Source organism: Nocardia sp. NPDC004123 (assembly GCF_053603795.1).
The window spans coordinates 202,859-219,996 of sequence record NZ_JBSGGG010000001.1 but is presented as its reverse complement, the minus strand read 5'-3'; the positions used below and the strand labels follow the sequence as shown (position 1 = coordinate 219,996).

The following is a 17,138-nucleotide window of genomic DNA, read 5'->3' as shown; positions in this document are numbered from 1 at the left end:
GCAAAGCATTCGAGCCCCGCTGCGAGACGCAGCGGGGCTCGAAATATCGCACAGCTCAGTGCCCGTGCGGCTTGGCGATCCGGCTCGGCGCGTGCCCGTGCACGCCCTCGGCGTAGGCGGTCTCCGCGTGCAGCGCGAAGTCGATACCGCCGATCTCGTCCTCCTTGGTGATCCGGAAGCCGATCAGCTTGTCCAGCACCTTGCCCAGCAGGAAGGTCACCCCGAAGGCGAAGGCCGCCACGGTCAGCACGCCCACGGTCTGCTTACCCAGCTGACCCAGTCCGCCGCCGTAGAACAGGCCCTTCGGCCCACCGGTCATGACCGCCGAGGCCAGGAAGCCGATGAGCAGCGTGCCCACGATGCCGCCCACGAAGTGCACGCCCACCACGTCCAGCGAATCGTCGTAGTTGCCCTTGAACTTCCAGCTCACCGCGAACGAACACACCACGCCCGCAACCAGACCCACGATCACCGCGCCGATGGTGTTCACCTCGCCGCAGGACGGCGTGATCGCGACCAGACCGGCCACCGCGCCCGAGGCCGCGCCGAAGGTGGTCGGCTTGCCGTCACGCCGCGCCTCGACCACCAGCCAGCCGAGCATGCCCAGACAGCCCGCCACCAACGTGTTCAGGAATACCGCGGCGGCAATGCCATTGGCCGCCAGGGCCGAACCCGCGTTGAAGCCGAACCAGCCGAACCACAGCAGGCCCGCGCCCAGCAGGACGAACGGCAGATTGTGCGGCCGCATGGCATCGGTCTTGAAGCCCACCCGCGGTCCCAGCACCAGCGCCATGGCCAGTGCCGAAGCGCCCGAGGCGATCTCGACCACCAGACCGCCCGCGTAATCCAGCGCGCCCAGCTTGGCCAGCCAGCCGTCCGGCGTCCACACCCAGTGCGCGATCGGCGCGTACACGATCAGCGCCCAGGCCGGCACGAAGATCATCCACGCCGAGAACTTGGCGCGGTCGGCGATCGCGCCGCTGATCAGCGCCACGGTCAGGATCGCGAAGGTCAGCTGGAAGGTGACGAACAACAGCTCCGGCACCGCCGCCCCGCTCTTGGTGTCCACCACGTGCAGCGTGTTCGGATCGATTCCGGCCAGCCCGAAGTGCCCGAGATCGCCGATGATCCCGCCGCCCGCGTCATCCCCGAAGGCCAGGCTGTACCCGAACAGCAGCCACGCCACCGCGACCAGCGGAATCGAGATGAAGCTCATCATCAGCATGTTGAGCACACCGCTGGACCGCACCATGCCGCCGTAGAAGATCGCCAGTCCGGGTGTCATCAGCAGCACCAGCGCCGTGGCGGCCAGCAGCCAGGCCGTCGCCGCCGGGTCGAGATGAGGTGTCATGCGGTAACTCCTTCCACGCGGTGATCGCGTTGCGTGGAAGTTACCGAATCCTCACGTTAAGGCGCTGTTACAAAAATGAGGCTTCGGATACCTGCCGTTAACAGCCCTAGCTGCGACGATCCTTGACCTTTTTGGTCAGCGCGCGCAATCCGCGCGGGCCGGGGACCGGATTGCCGTCGTCGAGCGCCATCCATTCGGCGGTCACCAGCCACTGCTGCTGGGCCCGGGCGTCGGCTGTGTCGTTGAACACGCGCCGTCCCCGATCGTCGCGCAATTCGTAGGCCAGCACCGACCAGCGCGGCGGGCGGCCCTGCTCGGCCACCTGGTCCCGCAGATACGCCGCCACCAGCGTGCCGATGGTGTTCACCGGTCGCAGCGACACCCGATTGCCGTACCGGGCGGCATGGAAGCGCCTTCCGGCACACAGGGATCGGGGCGCGGCGTTGTAGGCGATCCAGCCCGCGCGCTGGGCGCGCTCGATCAGCCACAGATGCTTGATGGCGGTCGGCTGGATATCGCCCACCCGATCGCGGATCAGGGCGATCGACGGTTCGGAGAGCAGAATGTCGCGCCGGGTCGGACCGGTGCCGTGCGCGATCCAATAGTTGTCGGTGAGTTTCGCCAGCACCCGTCCGAAATCGTCGATGCTGCGCTGCGCCCGCCGGCCCAGCCGCTCGATGCGCTCGGCCTCGGCCCGCATGTCGTTCTGCACGATGAGGGTGTGGATCGCCGCCAGGGTCGGCACCTGGCCGCGCTGCAGCAGTTCCAGAATCGCGCCCGCGGTGGCCGGATCGGCAGCGGCGGACACCGGTAGGGAATCGCGCCGGATGTCGTAATCGTGCGGGCTGATGGCGCGGCTGAGCAGTCCGACCGCGGCGGAATCGCCGGCGAATTCGGTACTGGAGAGCCAGGCTGCGGCGATGTCGTCATGCGACTGCACGAGGCATGTCCTCCGGGGGATTTGGTTGTGCTCCGGCCGGGATGAGGGACCGGCCGGGGCGACCAACCTGATGAAGGTTTGGCTACCGAAGTTGCCGTCGTCCACGGTAGCCAAGCGATTGCGATCTTGCCGCATCGATTGACTGGATCGTTATGTCGGATCTCTGGAGTTGAAACAGAACGTAAGTCTGTATCTGGTGACATAGCAGGTCAGAGGTCTTGGACAAATGGCCGCTATGGACACGCTGAGAATTTGCTGTGGGAATTGTCGAGATGTCCGTTCGGGACGGTCGGTTCTGACCGGGCCTCAGGAATGAGTGTGATCTACGCCATAGTTCGAGTGGACGGTCGGACACCAGCGGAGTACCGGACGACCGGCCCGGCGGCGCGGCACCGCCTGTCGGTGCGCCCCGGTAACCTCTCCCCGTGGCTCTGTACCGGAAGTACCGACCGGCAACGTTCGCTGAAGTGGTGGGTCAGGAGCACGTCACCGATCCCCTGAGTATCGCGCTCGACACCGGGCGGATCAGTCATGCCTATCTCTTCTCGGGACCGCGCGGCTGTGGCAAGACCTCCTCCGCGCGCATCCTCGCGCGCTCGCTGAACTGCGTACAGGGCCCGACCTCCAAGCCGTGCGGCGTCTGCTCGTCCTGCGTGGCGCTCGGCCCGGGCGGATCCGGCAATCTCGACGTCATCGAGCTCGACGCCGCCAGCCACGGCGGTGTGGACGACACCCGCGAACTGCGCGACCGCGCCTTCTACGCCCCGGCCGAATCCCGGTACCGCGTCTTCATCGTCGACGAGGCGCACATGGTCACCACCGCGGGCTTCAACGCGCTGCTCAAGATCGTGGAGGAGCCGCCCGCCCACCTGATCTTCGTCTTCGCCACCACCGAGCCGGACAAGGTGCTGCCCACCATCCGCTCACGTACGCACCACTACCCCTTCCGGCTGCTCCCGCCCGCCACCATGCGCGGACTGCTCGGCAAGATCTGCGACCAGGAGGGGGTGCAGGTCGAAGAGTCGGTGTACCCCTTGGTGATTCGCGCCGGCGGCGGCTCCCCGCGCGACAGTCTCAGCGTGCTGGACCAGCTGCTGGCCGGTGCGGGCCCCGAGGGCGTCACCTATCCGCGTGCGGTCTCGCTGCTCGGCGTCACCGATGTCGCGCTGATCGACGACGCCATCGAGGCGCTTGCCGTCTCCGACGGCGCGGCCCTGTTCGGCACCATCGACCGCGTGGTGGAGGCGGGTCACGACCCCCGCCGCTTCGCCACCGACCTGCTCGAGCGGCTGCGCGATCTGATCCTGCTCCGCGCCGTCCCCGACGCCACCGACCGCAACCTGGTCACCGGCCCCGGCGACGTCATCGACCGCATGCGCTCCCAGGCCGAGCGCCTCGGCGCCGCCACCCTGGCCCGCCACGCCGAACTCCTGCACGAGGGCCTCGGCGACATGCGCGGCGCCACCAACCCCCGCCTGCTGCTCGAAGTCATCAGTGCCCGCATGCTTCTTCCGGCCGCTTCGGATGCCGAAACCGCCACCCTCCAGCGCCTCGAGCTGCTGGAGCGCCGAATGGCAAGCGGCGCAATCCCCGCCGCTCCGCAGCAGGCGCAGGCCGCTCCGGCCGCATCCGCGTCCGCCGCTCCCGCCGTGCCCCCGGCCGGCGGTGACAACCGCCGGCGCGGAGCCGCGGCCCTGGCCGCGCTGCGCGCCGAAAAGTCCGGCACGCCGGCAGCTCCCGTCGCCGAGACGGCCTCCGCGCCGATCGCTCCCGCGCCGGCTGCCGATCCCACACCGCAGGCCGTCGCCGGCGGCACCGCGGTCCGGCCGCCTGAACTGAGCCCGGTGGGCAGTGCCGCACCGCAGGTTGCGGCGGCGACCCCGGTAGCGGAAAGCCCTGCACCGCAGCAGGTTCCGGCCGCTGCGGAACCCGCGCCCGCGCCGGTGGCCCCCGAGCCGGGGCCGGTGGCGATCGAACCCGTTGCGCCGGTTGCCGATCCGATCGCAGCCGCGCCGGTCGTGGAGCCGGTGGCCGCGCCCGAGCCGGTCGTGATTCCCGCGCCGGAGCCTGTCCCCGCGCCCGAGCCGGTTGCTGGGCCTCGGCAAACCGCCCCGGCCGAGCCGGTCGCGGCACCGGCCGAGGTCGCTGCTCCGGCGGCCGCGGCGCCCGTGGGTGACGCCGTGCTGCAGGAGATCGAGGCGGCCTGGGCGGATATCCGGGCCAAGGTGCGGGACTTCGGTGCCGCGGTGCAGGCCCTGCTGACCGGCGCCAGCGTGGCGCGGGTCGAAGGGGAGACGATCGTCTTCGCGCACCTGCACGCGCCGCTGGCGCAGCGGTTGTCGCAGCCGCAGAACCTGGACGCGGTGCGGTCGGCGGTCCGGGCCGTGCTGGGGCGCGACCACGATGTGCGGTGGGAGGTCGGGGGACCGGCCGCCGGTGGCGGATCGGCGGCCACGGCGGCGGGGCGGGCCCCGGCGGGCGGGCAGCCCGCGCCCAAGAAGGCCGCACCGAAGTTCTCGCGCCCGAGTCAGGCCAAGGCGGCCGCGGCCGCACCGGTCGCCGAGCCCGCGGCGGCCGCTGGGTGGGGGAGCACCACGCCCGCGGCGCCCGCCGCTCCGGCGCCGGCCGATCCGGGGCCGGCGGGCGGGGATCCGTTCGATGCGAACAGTGCCCGTTTCGCGCCGCCGGAGGACGATATTCCGCTGCCTGACGGGCCGGATCTTCCGGACGATCCGGGGCCGGGTGACTACTCGCCGGTAGGTTATGACGGCGTCCCACCTGCTACTACGCCGGAGGAGGAGCGGGAGATGCTGGCGGAGTCGGCGAAGCCGGTGCCTCCGGAGGAGCGCCGCGACCCGGATGAGGTGGCGCTAGCACTGCTGAGGTCGGAGTTGGGGGCCACGCCTCTCGAGGGTTGACAGTTCCCCTGCGGGGCAACTTAAGTTAACCGGAGTTCGCATAGTTCGGTACTATGATCGGGTGGCCGTGAGTATCGGTTTCGCGAGGTTCTAAGGTATGGCCCGGGCGTACGGGCTACCGGAGCGTCAACGAGCCTGCTCGGGACGCTGTTTGTACAGCGTCTAGGCGATCGGTCGTGGGGCCGGTCGGCGAGGTTATAGCCATGGCACTGCCCGCACAACGCGGTGACGGCGCACCCAAGAGAGGAAAACTCCGATATGACCACAGAGGCCTACATTTACGAGGCCATCCGCACCCCGCGCGGCAAGAACCGGAAGGGCTCGCTGCACTCGGTCAAGCCGATCGACCTGACCACCGGTCTGGTCGAGGAGCTGCGGAACCGGTTCCCGAACCTGGACGAGGACCGCATCTCGGACATCATCCTGGGCGTCGTCTCCCCGGTCGGTGATCAGGGCGCCGACATCGCCCGCACCACCGTGCTCACCGCGAACCTGCCCGACACCGTCGGCGGCGTGCAGATCAACCGCTTCTGCGCCTCCGGCCTCGAGGCCGTCAACATGGCCGCCCAGAAGGTCCGCTCGGGCTTCGACGACCTGGTGCTGGCCGGTGGCGTGGAGTCCATGTCCCGCGTGCCGATGGGCTCCGACGGCGGCGCCATGTTCATGGACCCGTGGACCAGCTACAACGCTTACATTGTGCCGCAGGGCATTTCGGCCGACCTGATCGCCACCATCGAGGGCTTCTCCCGCGACGACGTGGACGCCTACGCGGTCCGCTCGCAGAACCTGGCCGAGCAGGCCTGGAAGAACGGCTACTTCTCGCGCTCCGTCGTCCCGGTCAAGGACATCAACGGCCTGACCGTCCTGGACAACGACGAGCACATGCGTCCCGGCACCACCGCCGCCGACCTGGGCAAGCTGAACCCGGCCTTCGCCGGCATCGGTGACATGGGCGGCTTCGACGCCGTCGCCATGCAGCGCTACACCTACGTCGAGAAGATCGACCACGTCCACACCGGTGGTAACTCCTCCGGCATCGTCGACGGCGCCGCGCTGGTGCTGGTCGGCTCCGAGGAGGCCGGCGCCGCTTCGGGTCTGACCCCGCGCGCCCGCATCGTCGCCACCGCCACCTCCGGCGCCGACGCCACCATCATGCTGACCGGTCCGACCCCGGCCGCGCACAAGGCGCTGGCCAAGGCGGGCCTGACGGTCGATGACATCGACCTGTTCGAGATCAACGAGGCCTTCGCCTCCGTCGTCCTGAAGTTCCAGAAGGACCTGAACATCCCGGACGAGAAGCTGAACGTCAACGGTGGCGCGATCGCCATGGGCCACCCGCTGGGCGCCACCGGCGCCATGATCACCGGCACCATGGTCGACGAGCTGCACCGCCGCAACGCGCGCTACGCGCTGGTCACCCTCTGCATCGGCGGCGGCATGGGTGTCGCCACCATCATCGAGCGCGTCTGACGCCCACCGACTTTCATCTTCAGGAGAATCGAAAACAATGACCGAGAACATGATCGGCTGGGAAAAGGACGCCGACGGCATCGTCGTGCTGACCATGGACGACCCGAACCAGGGCGCCAACACCATGAACCAGCTCTACAAGGACTCCATGCGGGCCACGGTGGACCGCCTGGTCGCCGAGAAGGACGACATCACCGGTGTCGTCATCACCTCCGCGAAGAAGACCTTCTTCGCCGGCGGTGACCTCAAGAACATGATGCAGACCACCCCGGCGGACGCCGCGGCCATCATGGAGGAACTGACCTTCATCAAGGACGACCTGCGTCGTCTGGAAACCCTTGGCAAGCCGGTGGTTTCGGCCATCAACGGCGCTGCCCTGGGTGGCGGCCTGGAGATCACCCTGGCCACCCACCACCGCATCGCGGCCGACATCAAGGCCGTGCAGCTGGGCCTGCCCGAGGTCTCCCTGGGCCTGCTCCCGGCCGGTGGCGGTGTCACCCGCATCACCCGCATGCTCGGCATCGCGAACGGCCTGATGGGCGTGCTGCTGCAGGGCCAGAAGTTCAACGCGCAGAAGGCGAAGGCCACCGGCCTCATTCACGAGACCGTCGCCTCCGTCGAGGAGCTGGTCCCGGCCGCCAAGGCGTGGATCAAGGCCAACCCCGAGGCGGGCGTGCAGCCGTGGGACGTCAAGGGCTACAAGATCCCGGGCGGCACCCCCTCCACCCCGTCGCTGGCCGCCAACCTGCCGGCCTTCCCGGCCAACCTGCGCAAGCAGCTCAAGGGCCAGAACATGCCCGCCCCCAAGGCGATCATGTCCGCCGCCATCGAGGGCGCGCAGGTCGACTTCGACTCCGCCTCGCTGATCGAGTCGCGCTACTTCGTGTCCCTGCTGACCGGTCCGGTCGCCAAGAACATGATCCAGGCGTTCTTCTTCGACCTGCAGCACATCAACAACGGCGGTTCGCGTCCGAAGGACGTGCCGAAGCGTGAGATCAAGAAGGTCGGCGTGATCGGCGCGGGCATGATGGGCGCGGGCATCGCGTACGTCACCGCCAAGGCCGGCATCGACGTCGTCCTGAAGGACGTCACCATCGAGGCCGCCAACAAGGGCAAGGACTACTCGGTCAAGCTCGAGGAGAAGGCGCTCTCGCGTGGCAAGACCACCGAGGAGAAGTCGAAGACCCTGCTCGACCGCATCAAGCCGACCGCCGACGCGGCCGACTTCGCGGGCGTGGACTTCGTCATCGAGGCCGTGTTCGAGAACCCGGAGCTCAAGGCGAAGGTCTTCGGCGAGATCGAGGACATCGTGGACGCCGACGCGCTGCTCGGCTCCAACACCTCGACCCTGCCGATCACCCTGCTGGCCAATGGCGTGAAGCGGGCCGAGGACTTCATCGGCATCCACTTCTTCTCGCCGGTCGACAAGATGCCGCTGGTCGAGATCATCAAGGGCGAGAAGACCTCCGACGAGGCGCTGGCCCGGGTGTACGACTACACCCTCGCCATCCGCAAGACCCCGATCGTGGTGAACGACTCGCGCGGCTTCTACACCTCGCGCGTGATCGGCAAGTTCATCAACGAGGCCATCATGATGCTCGGTGAGGGCGTCGACCCGCAGACCATCGAGCAGGCCGGTCTGCAGGCGGGCTACCCGGCGGCGCCGCTGAAGCTGTCGGACGAGCTGAACTTCACCACCATGCAGAAGATCTACAAGGAGACCGCCGAGGCCATCGTGGCCGCCGGTGGCGAGATCGACGCCGCCTCCGGCGCGACCGCGCAGATCCTCGACAAGCTGGTGGACGAGTTCGACCGCAAGGGCAAGGCCGGCGGCGCGGGCTTCTACGACTACGTCGACGGTAAGGCCACCGGCCTGTGGTCGGAGCTGCGCTCCACCTTCAAGACCTCCACCGAGCTGCCCGAGGGCGTCTCGCTGCAGGACCTGAAGGACCGCATGCTGTTCGCCGAGGCCATCGAGACCCAGAAGTGCTTCGACGAGAACGTGCTGACCTCGACCGCCGACGCCAACATCGGCTCGATCTTCGGCATCGGCTTCCCGGCCTGGACCGGTGGCACCCACCAGTTCATCGTGGGCTACCCGGGTGGACAGCAGGCCTTCGTGGCCCGCGCCGACGAGCTGGCCGCCAAGTTCGGCAGCCGCTTCGAGGTTCCGGCTTCGCTGCGCAAGTAACAACGGCGCTCCAGCGCTGAAACACCCGGCCCGGGTCGCGAATACGCGGCCCGGGCCGGGTGTTTTACAGGTGTGTGAAGAGGACCGCACGGGACGCCCGGAGCTGAGTGAAAGGTCCACACGCCCGTGCGGTCCGCGCTACGTTGGAAGATGCGCGGGAGAACACCGGAGGCAGGTCCAGATGAATCCACAGGCGCGCCCGGGCGGCTCGCGGAGTGAGCAGGCCCCTCCCGAAGACTCCACGCAGTCCTACCTTCCCATGACCCTCGACGACGAGCTCGAGGCCATGGGCCTGTTCGACGCGGAGGAGATCGGCCGGGGCGGTTTCGGGGTGGTGTACCGCTGTGCCCAGCGCGCCCTGGACCGGGTGGTTGCGGTCAAGGTGCTCTCCACCGAGATCGACGACGAGAGCCGGGAGCGGTTCCTGCGTGAGGAACACGCCATGGGCCGGTTGTCGGGGCATCCGAACATCGTCGACATCCTGCAGGTGGACGTCACGCCCAGCGGGCGGCCCTTCATCGTGATGCCCTATGCCACCCGCGGTTCCCTGGAACAGGTGGTGCGGGACAGCGGGCCGCTGTCCTGGACGGATTCGGTGCGGGTCGGGGTGAAGCTGGCGGGGGCCATCGAGACCGCGCACCGGGCCGAAGTACTGCACCGGGACGTGAAACCGGCGAATGTGCTGCTGAGCCGCTACGGGGAACCGCAGCTCACCGACTTCGGAATCGCCCGTATCCCAGGGGGTTTCCGCACCTCGACGAGTCTGATCACCGGCTCGCCCGCGTTCACCGCGCCCGAGGTGCTCAAGGGTGACGAGCCGACCGTGCGCTCGGATGTGTACGGGCTGGGCTCCACCCTCTTCGCGCTGCTGACCGGTCACGCCGCCTTCGAACGCCAGGCCGGGGAGAAGATCGTGGCGCAGTTCCTGCGCATCACCAGCCAGCCGGTGCCGGATCTGCGGGAGCTCGAGATTCCGCCCGACGTGGCGGCGGCCATCGAGGCGGCCATGTCGCCGGATCCGCGTGACCGGCCCGGCAGCGCCGTGGAATTCGGGGAGCTGCTGCGGACCGTGCAGGGCGAGCACGGGCAGGTCCCGGACGAGATGGCGCTGCTCGAGAGTGAACAGCCCGGGGTGGACGGCACGGATTCCACTGCCACCCGGACATATTCGCGCCGGCGCACGCACACCGTGGTCACCGCCCCGCGTGCCCGCTCGCTGACGCTGCGGCCGCAGGGCAATCCCAGCGCCGTGTTCGCCGCCTCCGGCACCACCGAGTTCGGGGCCGTCGGCAATACGCTGCCACCCACGGCCGCAACGAAATTCCTGCCCCCGACCCCGGCCCGCGAGCCGATCCCACGCCCCCGGCTGCTGGAACCGCTGCGCGCGGGCGGTCGCCGCCGGCTGGCGGTGATCCACGCCCCGGCCGGATTCGGCAAGCGCACCCTCGCCGCGCAGTGGTGTGCCGAGCTCACCGATCGCGGGGTGGCGGTCGCCTGGATCAGCATCGACAGCGACGACGACAACGAGGTATGGCTGCTGGCCCACATCATCGCCGCCATCCGCAAGGTGCGGCCGGAGATCGGCGTGGGGCTCGAGCAGCTGCTGGAGGAGCGGCCCGCCGAGGCGGTGCCGTACGCGGTGTCGGCGCTGATCGACGAGGTGCACGCGAGCGGGAGCCCGGTGGTCGTGGTGGTGGACGACTGGCATCGGATCACCGACGCGGGGGCGCAGCGGGTAATGGAGTCGCTGCTCGACAACTGTTCGCACGACCTGCGTTTCGTCATCACCAGCCGGGAGCGGGCCGGGTTGCCGCTGAGCCGTCTGCAGGTGGCCGACGAACTGGTGGAGATCGGATCCGGTCAGCTGCGGCTGACCGAGGCGGAGACCCGTCAGATCCTGGTCGAGCGCATGGGGCTGGAATTGAGCGAGCGGCAGGTGGAGCAGATCCACACCGCCACCGACGGCTGGCCTGCCGCGATCCAGCTGGCCGGACTGTCACTGCGGTCGGCCGATCGCGACGTGGACCGGCTGATCACCGGACTCTCCGGCGACAACAAGGCGATTCGCGAGTACCTCGCCGAGAACGTGCTCGACACCATCGAGCCGCACATGCTCGAATTCCTCAGTGCCATAGCGGTTCCCGAACGCGTGAACGCCTTGCTGGCCGAGGCGCTGTCCGGCGCGAAGGACGCCGCCGATCTGCTGGATCAGGCCGAGCGGCGGGAACTGTTCGTGCACCGGCTCGCCGACGATCCGAATTGGTACCAGATGCAGCCGATGGTGGCCGAGCACCTGCGCGCCCGCTTGGACCGGGCCCAGCCTGGGCAGCTGAAGAAGCTGCACGGCAAGGCTTCCCGCTGGTTCGCCGAGCACAATCTGATCAAGCAGTCGGTCGATCACGCGCTCGCTGCTACCGATCTGAAGTACGCGCTGGACCTGGTCGAGAAGGGCGGCATGGACCTGATCGACAGCGCTCGGCTGGCGACCCTGTTCGGCACGGTGTCGAAACTGCCGGTGCAGCAGGTGACTTCGCGTAGCAAGCTGCTGATGGCGCTGGCCCGGGCCAATGTGAACCTGCAGCAGTCCGGTGCGGCCCGGACCGCACTGGGGCGGTTGTCGAACATGCTGGCGCGCAGTGGCACCGACGACGCCGAGGCGGTGAATCAGCGCTGTCAGGCGGCGGTGCTGGCCGCGGCCGATCAGGTGGCCCGCGACCGCACCGAGGGCGTGCTGGACAAGATCACCGAATGCCTGAAGCTGGCCGACGACCTCCCGGCGTGGACGGTGTCGACGGCCGCGAATCTGGCCTCCTTCGTGCGCCTGTGCGACTTCGACTTCGAGGGCGCCCGGGATATGCAGGAGTGGGCCGCGCCGTATCACGTGCGGTCGGCCGATCCGCTGGGCGAGGTGTTCGGCCGCTGCGCGCAGGGCGACGCCGCCTACGAGCAGCTCGATATCGATACCGCCACCCGGTGTTTCGAGCAGGCGTGGCAGATCGCCCGCGACCGCGCGGGGTCCCGCTCGAACTCGGCGCGGGTGGCGGCCGCGCTGCTGGGCGAGGTGGCCTACCGGCGCGGTGACCTCGACAGCGCCGAGCGGCTGCTGGATCAGAGCCACGAACTGACCGCCCGGGTCGGCCCGGTGGACTTCCTGGTCACCATCTTCGTGAGCGGGGCCCGGGTGAAGGCGGTCCGCGGTGACCTGGAGACCGCCGCGGCGCGCCTGGACGAGGGCGCGCGCATCGCCGCCGACCGGCGGCTCACCCGCCTGGCCGCCCAGGTTCGGGCCGAGCGCCTGCGGCTGGGCCTGCCCGCCGATGCGCTGACCGCGGGCCTGGTCACCGATCCGATGGCCCGCGCGTTGCGGCATGCCACCGGCGCGGCGGCGCTGGCCGCGGAGGCGGAGGAGATCGCCACCATCCGTGCGCTGCTGGCCCGGCACTACCGCGGCGAGGACCGTGCCACCGACGACCTGGCCCCGCTCGGCGCCGACGACACCGCGGTCAAGCGCGCCCGCGCCCTGTATTCGCGCATCCGCGAGCAGCACCGGCCGCGCGCCGAACTCGACGCGGCGCTGCTGCTGGCCGAATGCCTGTCGGTCTCCGGCTGGCTCGGGGAGTCCATCGCGGTGCTCACTCCGGTGGTGGTGCGCTGCGCCGGGCTGGGCTGGTCCCGGCCGCTGCTCGACGCCGGGCCGGGCGTGGTGAACATCCTGCGCACCATGCGCCACGAGATGCCGCTGGACGCCGATACCGAGGCGCCGGAGCTGCCCCGCCGATTTCTCGATTCGCTGCTCTGAACAGCGGATTCGGCGTTACGGCCGGCGAATTCGGGCGCGCTCGCCCAGCGTCCAGGCTTCATGCAGCCTATTCACAGGGTTTCTCGAGGAATGGTGTCGAGAATCGCCGACGTGCCTGTGACGACGATGCTGCAGTCCCCGCCCGCCGTGCCTCCGGCACCGCAGTTGCCCGCACAGACCCAGACCGGGTTCGGGGGTGGCTTCCACCACGGGGTTTCACTGCTGCACGGCTGGCTGCCCCAGGTGATCACCTTCGTCGCGGTCTTCCTGCTGGTGGTGGCGTTCGCGCGATTCACCCGCCGGTGGTGGCTGCTGTGGGTGCCGGTCTGCGTGGTGTTCGCGCTCGGGGTGGTGTGGGCCGCCTGGATGTACACCAACAACGAGGGGCTGGCGTCGGATCCGGCGCCGGTGCTGCTGTGGGTGGCTATCGGCCTGGCGGGGGCGGCACTCGCCGCCGCGGTGGTCGGCATCCGCACCGGTGGCTGGTGGCAGCGGATCGTGGCCGTGCTGGCGGTGCCGGCGGCGCTGCTGAACGTGGGTGTCGTGCTGAATCAGTGGGTGGGGTACTACCCGACCGCGAACGCGGCGTGGGCTGCCATGACGGCGGAACCGCTGCCGCATCAGACCAGCCTGGATTCGCTGGCGTCGCTGCGGAACACGAATGTGGGAACCGGGCGGATCGTGCCGGTGGACATTCCGGAATCGGGTAGCCACTTCAATCACCGCACCGAATACGTGTACCTGCCGCCGGCCTGGTTCCAGGGCGACAAGCCGCCCACCCTGCCGGTGGTCATGATGATCGGCGGCGAGTTCAACACCCCCGCGGACTGGGTGCGCAGCGGTCAGATCATGCCCAGCGTGGACGATTTCGCGAAGTCCAACAACGGCCAGACGCCGATCCTGGTGTTCGTCGATTCCGGCGGCAGTTTCAACAACGACACCGAATGCGTGAACGGCCCGCGCGGCGATGCGGCCGACCACCTCACCAATGATGTTCCCGCCTATGTGGAATCGACCTTCGGCGCGTCCGCGGATCCCGCCAAGTGGGGGATCGTCGGGTGGTCCATGGGCGGGACCTGCGCGGTGGATCTGGCGACCATGCATCCGGAACTGTTCGGCACCTTCGTGGATATCGCGGGCGATCTCGGTCCGGCCGCGGGCAACAAGGAGCAGACCGTCAAGCGGCTCTTCGGCGGCAGCGAGCAGGCCTGGGCGGCCTTCGATCCCACGACCGTGATGCAGAAGCACGGCCCGTATGCCGACACGGTCGGCCTGTTCGACGATCTGACGCCGCCCGCGTGGCAGAAGAAGATGGCCTCCGACCCCAAGGCGAAGGCCTACATGCAGCAGCAGTCGATCGACGAGAGCAAGGTCGGCATGGGCGGCAAGGACGGCGTCTACGACACCGGCGAGGTCGGCGCGGCCGAGGCGCTCTGTGCCCAGGGGCAGCAGGTCAATATCAACTGCACGGTGCACACCACCGAGGGCGGGCACACCTGGCAGTTCGCGGCGGCGGCCTTCACCTCGTCATTCCCGTGGATGACCGCGCGCCTGGGAATTCCGGTGGCGGGCCTGTCCTCGTAGCAACGAAAGCAGGCGTGCGGCGAAAGCCGCGCGCCTGCCTCGTGTTACGAGGGTTCCTATGCCTTCCACCAGGGGCGTAGCGGCACGGTCCAGGCCTGGTCCGCGCCGAGCTTGACGCCCAGGATCTGGTGCAGTTGCACCACATTGCGCTCGAAGCCGAGCTGACAGCCGGCCATGTAGAGCCCCCACACCTTGGCGGTGCCCTCGCCGACCTCCTCGACGGCGGCATCCCAGTTCTTCACCAGGTTGTCGCACCATTCGGCCAGGGTGAGGGCGTAGTGCCGGCGCAGGTTCTCCTCGTGCAGCACCTCGAGGCCGACGTTCTGGACCTCGGAGATGATGCGGCCGGAGCCGGCCAGTTCGCCGTCGGGGAAGACGTAGCGGTCGATGAAGTCGCCCGCCTTGGTGATGCGGGTGTTGTCCGGCCGGGTGATGGAGTGGTTCAGGAACAGGCCGCCGACCTTCAGCTTCGACTTGATGAATTCGAAGTAGGCGGGGTAGTTGTGCACGCCGATGTGTTCGGTGAGCCCGATGGAGGAGACCGCGTCGAACTCGCCCTCGTGCACGTCGCGATAGTCGCTGTGGCGCACCTCGGCGAGGTCGGACAGGCCCTCCTCGGCGATCTTGGCCAGCGCCCACTCGGCCTGCTCGGCCGACAGGGTGGCGCCGATGACCCGCACCCCGCGCTTGGCGGCGTAGCGCACCATGCCGCCCCAGCCGCAGCCGATGTCGAGCAGCCGGTCGCCGGGCTTCAGGTTCAGCTTTTCGAAGACCAAGCGGTACTTGTTCTCCTGGGCCTGCTCCAGTGTCCAGGCCGGGTCTTCGTAGGCCGCGCAGGTGTAGGTCATGGACGGGCCCAGCACGTACTCGTAGAACGCGTTGGAGACGTCGTAGTGGTGGTGGATGGCCTCGGCGTCGCGAGTCTTGCTGTGCCGCAGGCCTTCCAGCGCGATGCGCCGCCAGCGCGGCATGGCCTCCTGCGGCGGCGGGGGCACCGGCTTGAGCAGTTCCCAGCCCAGCGAGCGGGCGATGACCACCAGCTGCAGGGCGGTGGGGCGGCGGAACTTCATGCCCGCCATGGCCTTCAGCAGCTCGTAGGGGTCGCCGGGTTCGACGCCGTGGGTGATCAGGTCACCGGAGATGTAGGCGCGGGCCATGCCGAGGTCGCCGGGCGCGGTGGCGATGAAGTTGACGCCGCGCGGGGTGGTGATCTCCAGACCGAATTCCGAGTCCTCCGGTCCGGCGCTGCTGCCGTCGTAACAGGTCAGGCGGATCGGTACGGGTCCGTCGAGGAGGGTCTCGAAGATCTCGGCAATGCTGAGTTTGGTTCCCAGCTCGGCGAATACGTCGGAACGGTCCTTGTACGTGGTCACTTGCGTTGCACCGCCTTCGAATACAGATCCAGTAGACGAGAATCCGGGTCGTAGCGTTTCTTGAGGGTGAGGTAGGTATCGCCGCCGTAGTAGAGGGAGGCGAATTCATCCTGGTCGTAGAAGGAGTCCGAATACAGGGATTTATGACCGTCGAGTTCGGACACCTTGTGCTCGATGGCACGGTTGGCCGCGCCGCCGGGCTGTCCCGGCACCGTCGGCACGGCCGACCAGAAACCGACATTGACATAGGTGCGGCCGGGCTCCAGCGGATAGAGCGGCCAGGGGCGTTCGGCCGCATCCTGCGCTTCCGCGCGGTTGTCGCGCAAGCGCAAGGGGCACAACCAGATCGGCTCGATGGGAACCTCGCGCAGGAACCATTCCACGAAATCCGCGGTGTGGTCGATGGGCACCTCGATGTCCTGCACCACTCGTTCGCGCGGCGGATTCCCGTGCCGCGCCTCGATCTTGTCGCCGATCGCGTACCGGTGATCCAGCGCGATCAGCTTCCAATAGAAGCTGGAGCGCCGGTACTGCTGGGGCCAGAAGCGCCGGATCCGCGGGTTCTGCGCCCCGAATGCCCGTGAGCACCAGAACCAGTCGGTATCCCAGCGCCACAGGTAATCGTGGATGGTCAGCCGATCGCGCTTGGGCCGCGCCGAATCGTGCTGGATGGATCGGTAGTAGATGTCCATGCCGGTGTAGTCGCTGACCGGGCCGGGCTCGTCGGTCTGGCGGCCCAGGATCAGGTAGCTCTCGTCGGCGGTGAAGACCACGCCGTCGAGGTAGTCGACCGGTTCGCCGTCGTGGGAGCGGTCCGCGATGATCTGTGTCATCGTCGCCTCCAGCTCCCGCAGATCGTGGAACCGTATGTGCCGCAATGCCACGTAGGGCAGCACCGGTTCGAGTTCTATCTTCAGCCGGGTCGAGTACCCGAGCGTGCCGTAGGAATTCGGGAATCCGCGGAACAGATCCGCGTGTTCGCCGTCCCGCGTGGCGGTGACGATCTCACCGGCGCCGGTCAGTACGTCGATCTCGAGCACGGATTCGTGCGGGAGACCGTTGCGGAACGAGGTGGATTCGATGCCCAGTCCGGTGACCGCGCCGCCCAGGGTGATGGTCTTCAGCTGCGGCACCACGAACGGGGCCAGCCCGTAGCGCAGGGTGGTGGCGACCAGGTCCTCGTAGGTGGTCATGCCGGCCACGTCGGCCGTGCGGGCTTCCGGGTCCACCGCGATGACCTGCGTCAATCCGGACACATCGAGGCCGGGCGCGGTGCTGCGCGCCCGGGCCCGGAAGAGGTTGGAGGTCTTCTTGGCCAGCCGTACGTTCGCATCCGGCGGGATGGCGCGGTACGAGGCCAGGAGGCGATCGACTCCGGCCCGATGCGCGGCGAAACCTGATTCCTGTGCGGCCGGTGCGCGGCCGGCCTTCCCCAACAGACTCACTGCCACCTTCGGAAACCTAGCGTGCACCGACCGGTACGGCCAGCAGGGGAGCACCGGCGGGGCGGGT

The 17,138-nt window shown here is 68.7% G+C and carries 9 protein-coding genes; 5 read left to right on the top strand and 4 right to left on the bottom strand.

The features are described from left to right. Window positions 1-55 precede the first annotated feature (55 nt). The gene (locus ACWEQQ_RS00985; protein ID WP_452339784.1) at window positions 56-1,351 is read right to left on the bottom strand and encodes an ammonium transporter; all 1,296 of its coding nucleotides are present in this window, start codon (window positions 1,349-1,351) and stop codon (window positions 56-58) included. A gap of 106 nt (window positions 1,352-1,457) precedes the next feature. Next, a complete protein-coding gene (locus tag ACWEQQ_RS00980) occupies window positions 1,458-2,291 on the bottom strand; it encodes a hypothetical protein (RefSeq protein ID WP_452339783.1) in 834 nt (277 codons plus the stop codon). 425 nt (window positions 2,292-2,716) lie between these two features. On the opposite strand from ACWEQQ_RS00980, the gene ACWEQQ_RS00975 reads away from it, so the two are divergent. The 5 genes from ACWEQQ_RS00975 (at window position 2,717) to ACWEQQ_RS00955 (ending at window position 14,253) form a co-directional block, all read left to right on the top strand. Beyond that, entirely contained in the window at window positions 2,717-5,209 is a 2,493-nt protein-coding gene (locus ACWEQQ_RS00975) for a DNA polymerase III subunit gamma and tau (protein WP_452346711.1), read from the top strand. A gap of 258 nt (window positions 5,210-5,467) precedes the next feature. Then, window positions 5,468-6,679: an acetyl-CoA C-acetyltransferase gene (locus tag ACWEQQ_RS00970; RefSeq protein ID WP_364621314.1), complete on the top strand. Its 1,212-nt coding sequence runs from the start codon at window positions 5,468-5,470 to the stop codon at window positions 6,677-6,679. A 37-nt stretch (window positions 6,680-6,716) separates the two neighbouring features. After that, complete coding sequence (locus ACWEQQ_RS00965) at window positions 6,717-8,870, top strand: 3-hydroxyacyl-CoA dehydrogenase NAD-binding domain-containing protein (RefSeq protein WP_452339781.1); 2,154 nt, start codon at window positions 6,717-6,719, stop codon at window positions 8,868-8,870. 181 nt (window positions 8,871-9,051) lie between these two features. Further along, window positions 9,052-12,669: a protein kinase domain-containing protein gene (locus tag ACWEQQ_RS00960; RefSeq protein WP_452346710.1), complete on the top strand. Its 3,618-nt coding sequence runs from the start codon at window positions 9,052-9,054 to the stop codon at window positions 12,667-12,669. 111 nt (window positions 12,670-12,780) lie between these two features. After that, the gene (locus ACWEQQ_RS00955; protein ID WP_452346709.1) at window positions 12,781-14,253 is read left to right on the top strand and encodes an alpha/beta hydrolase; all 1,473 of its coding nucleotides are present in this window, start codon (window positions 12,781-12,783) and stop codon (window positions 14,251-14,253) included. Between the two features lie 56 nt (window positions 14,254-14,309). Here ACWEQQ_RS00955 and ACWEQQ_RS00950 read toward each other — a convergent pair whose 3' ends face one another. Continuing rightward, complete coding sequence (locus ACWEQQ_RS00950; protein WP_452346708.1) at window positions 14,310-15,626, bottom strand: class I SAM-dependent methyltransferase; 1,317 nt, start codon at window positions 15,624-15,626, stop codon at window positions 14,310-14,312. Continuing rightward, the gene (locus ACWEQQ_RS00945) at window positions 15,623-17,071 is read right to left on the bottom strand and encodes an FAD-binding oxidoreductase (RefSeq protein ID WP_452339777.1); all 1,449 of its coding nucleotides are present in this window, start codon (window positions 17,069-17,071) and stop codon (window positions 15,623-15,625) included. The genes ACWEQQ_RS00950 and ACWEQQ_RS00945 overlap by 4 nt, the downstream gene beginning before the upstream one ends. Window positions 17,072-17,138: the final 67 nt, after the last annotated feature.

Bases quoted from the DNA above. Each gene is read 5' to 3' on its own strand.
- ACWEQQ_RS00970 (WP_364621314.1), top strand. From the start codon at position 5,468: ATGACCACAGAGGCCTACATTTACGAGGCCATCCGCACCCCGCGCGGC.
- ACWEQQ_RS00965 (WP_452339781.1), top strand. From the start codon at position 6,717: ATGACCGAGAACATGATCGGCTGGGAAAAGGACGCCGACGGCATCGTC.
- ACWEQQ_RS00985 (WP_452339784.1), bottom strand. From the start codon at position 1,351: ATGACACCTCATCTCGACCCGGCGGCGACGGCCTGGCTGCTGGCCGCC.
- ACWEQQ_RS00960 (WP_452346710.1), top strand. From the start codon at position 9,052: ATGAATCCACAGGCGCGCCCGGGCGGCTCGCGGAGTGAGCAGGCCCCT.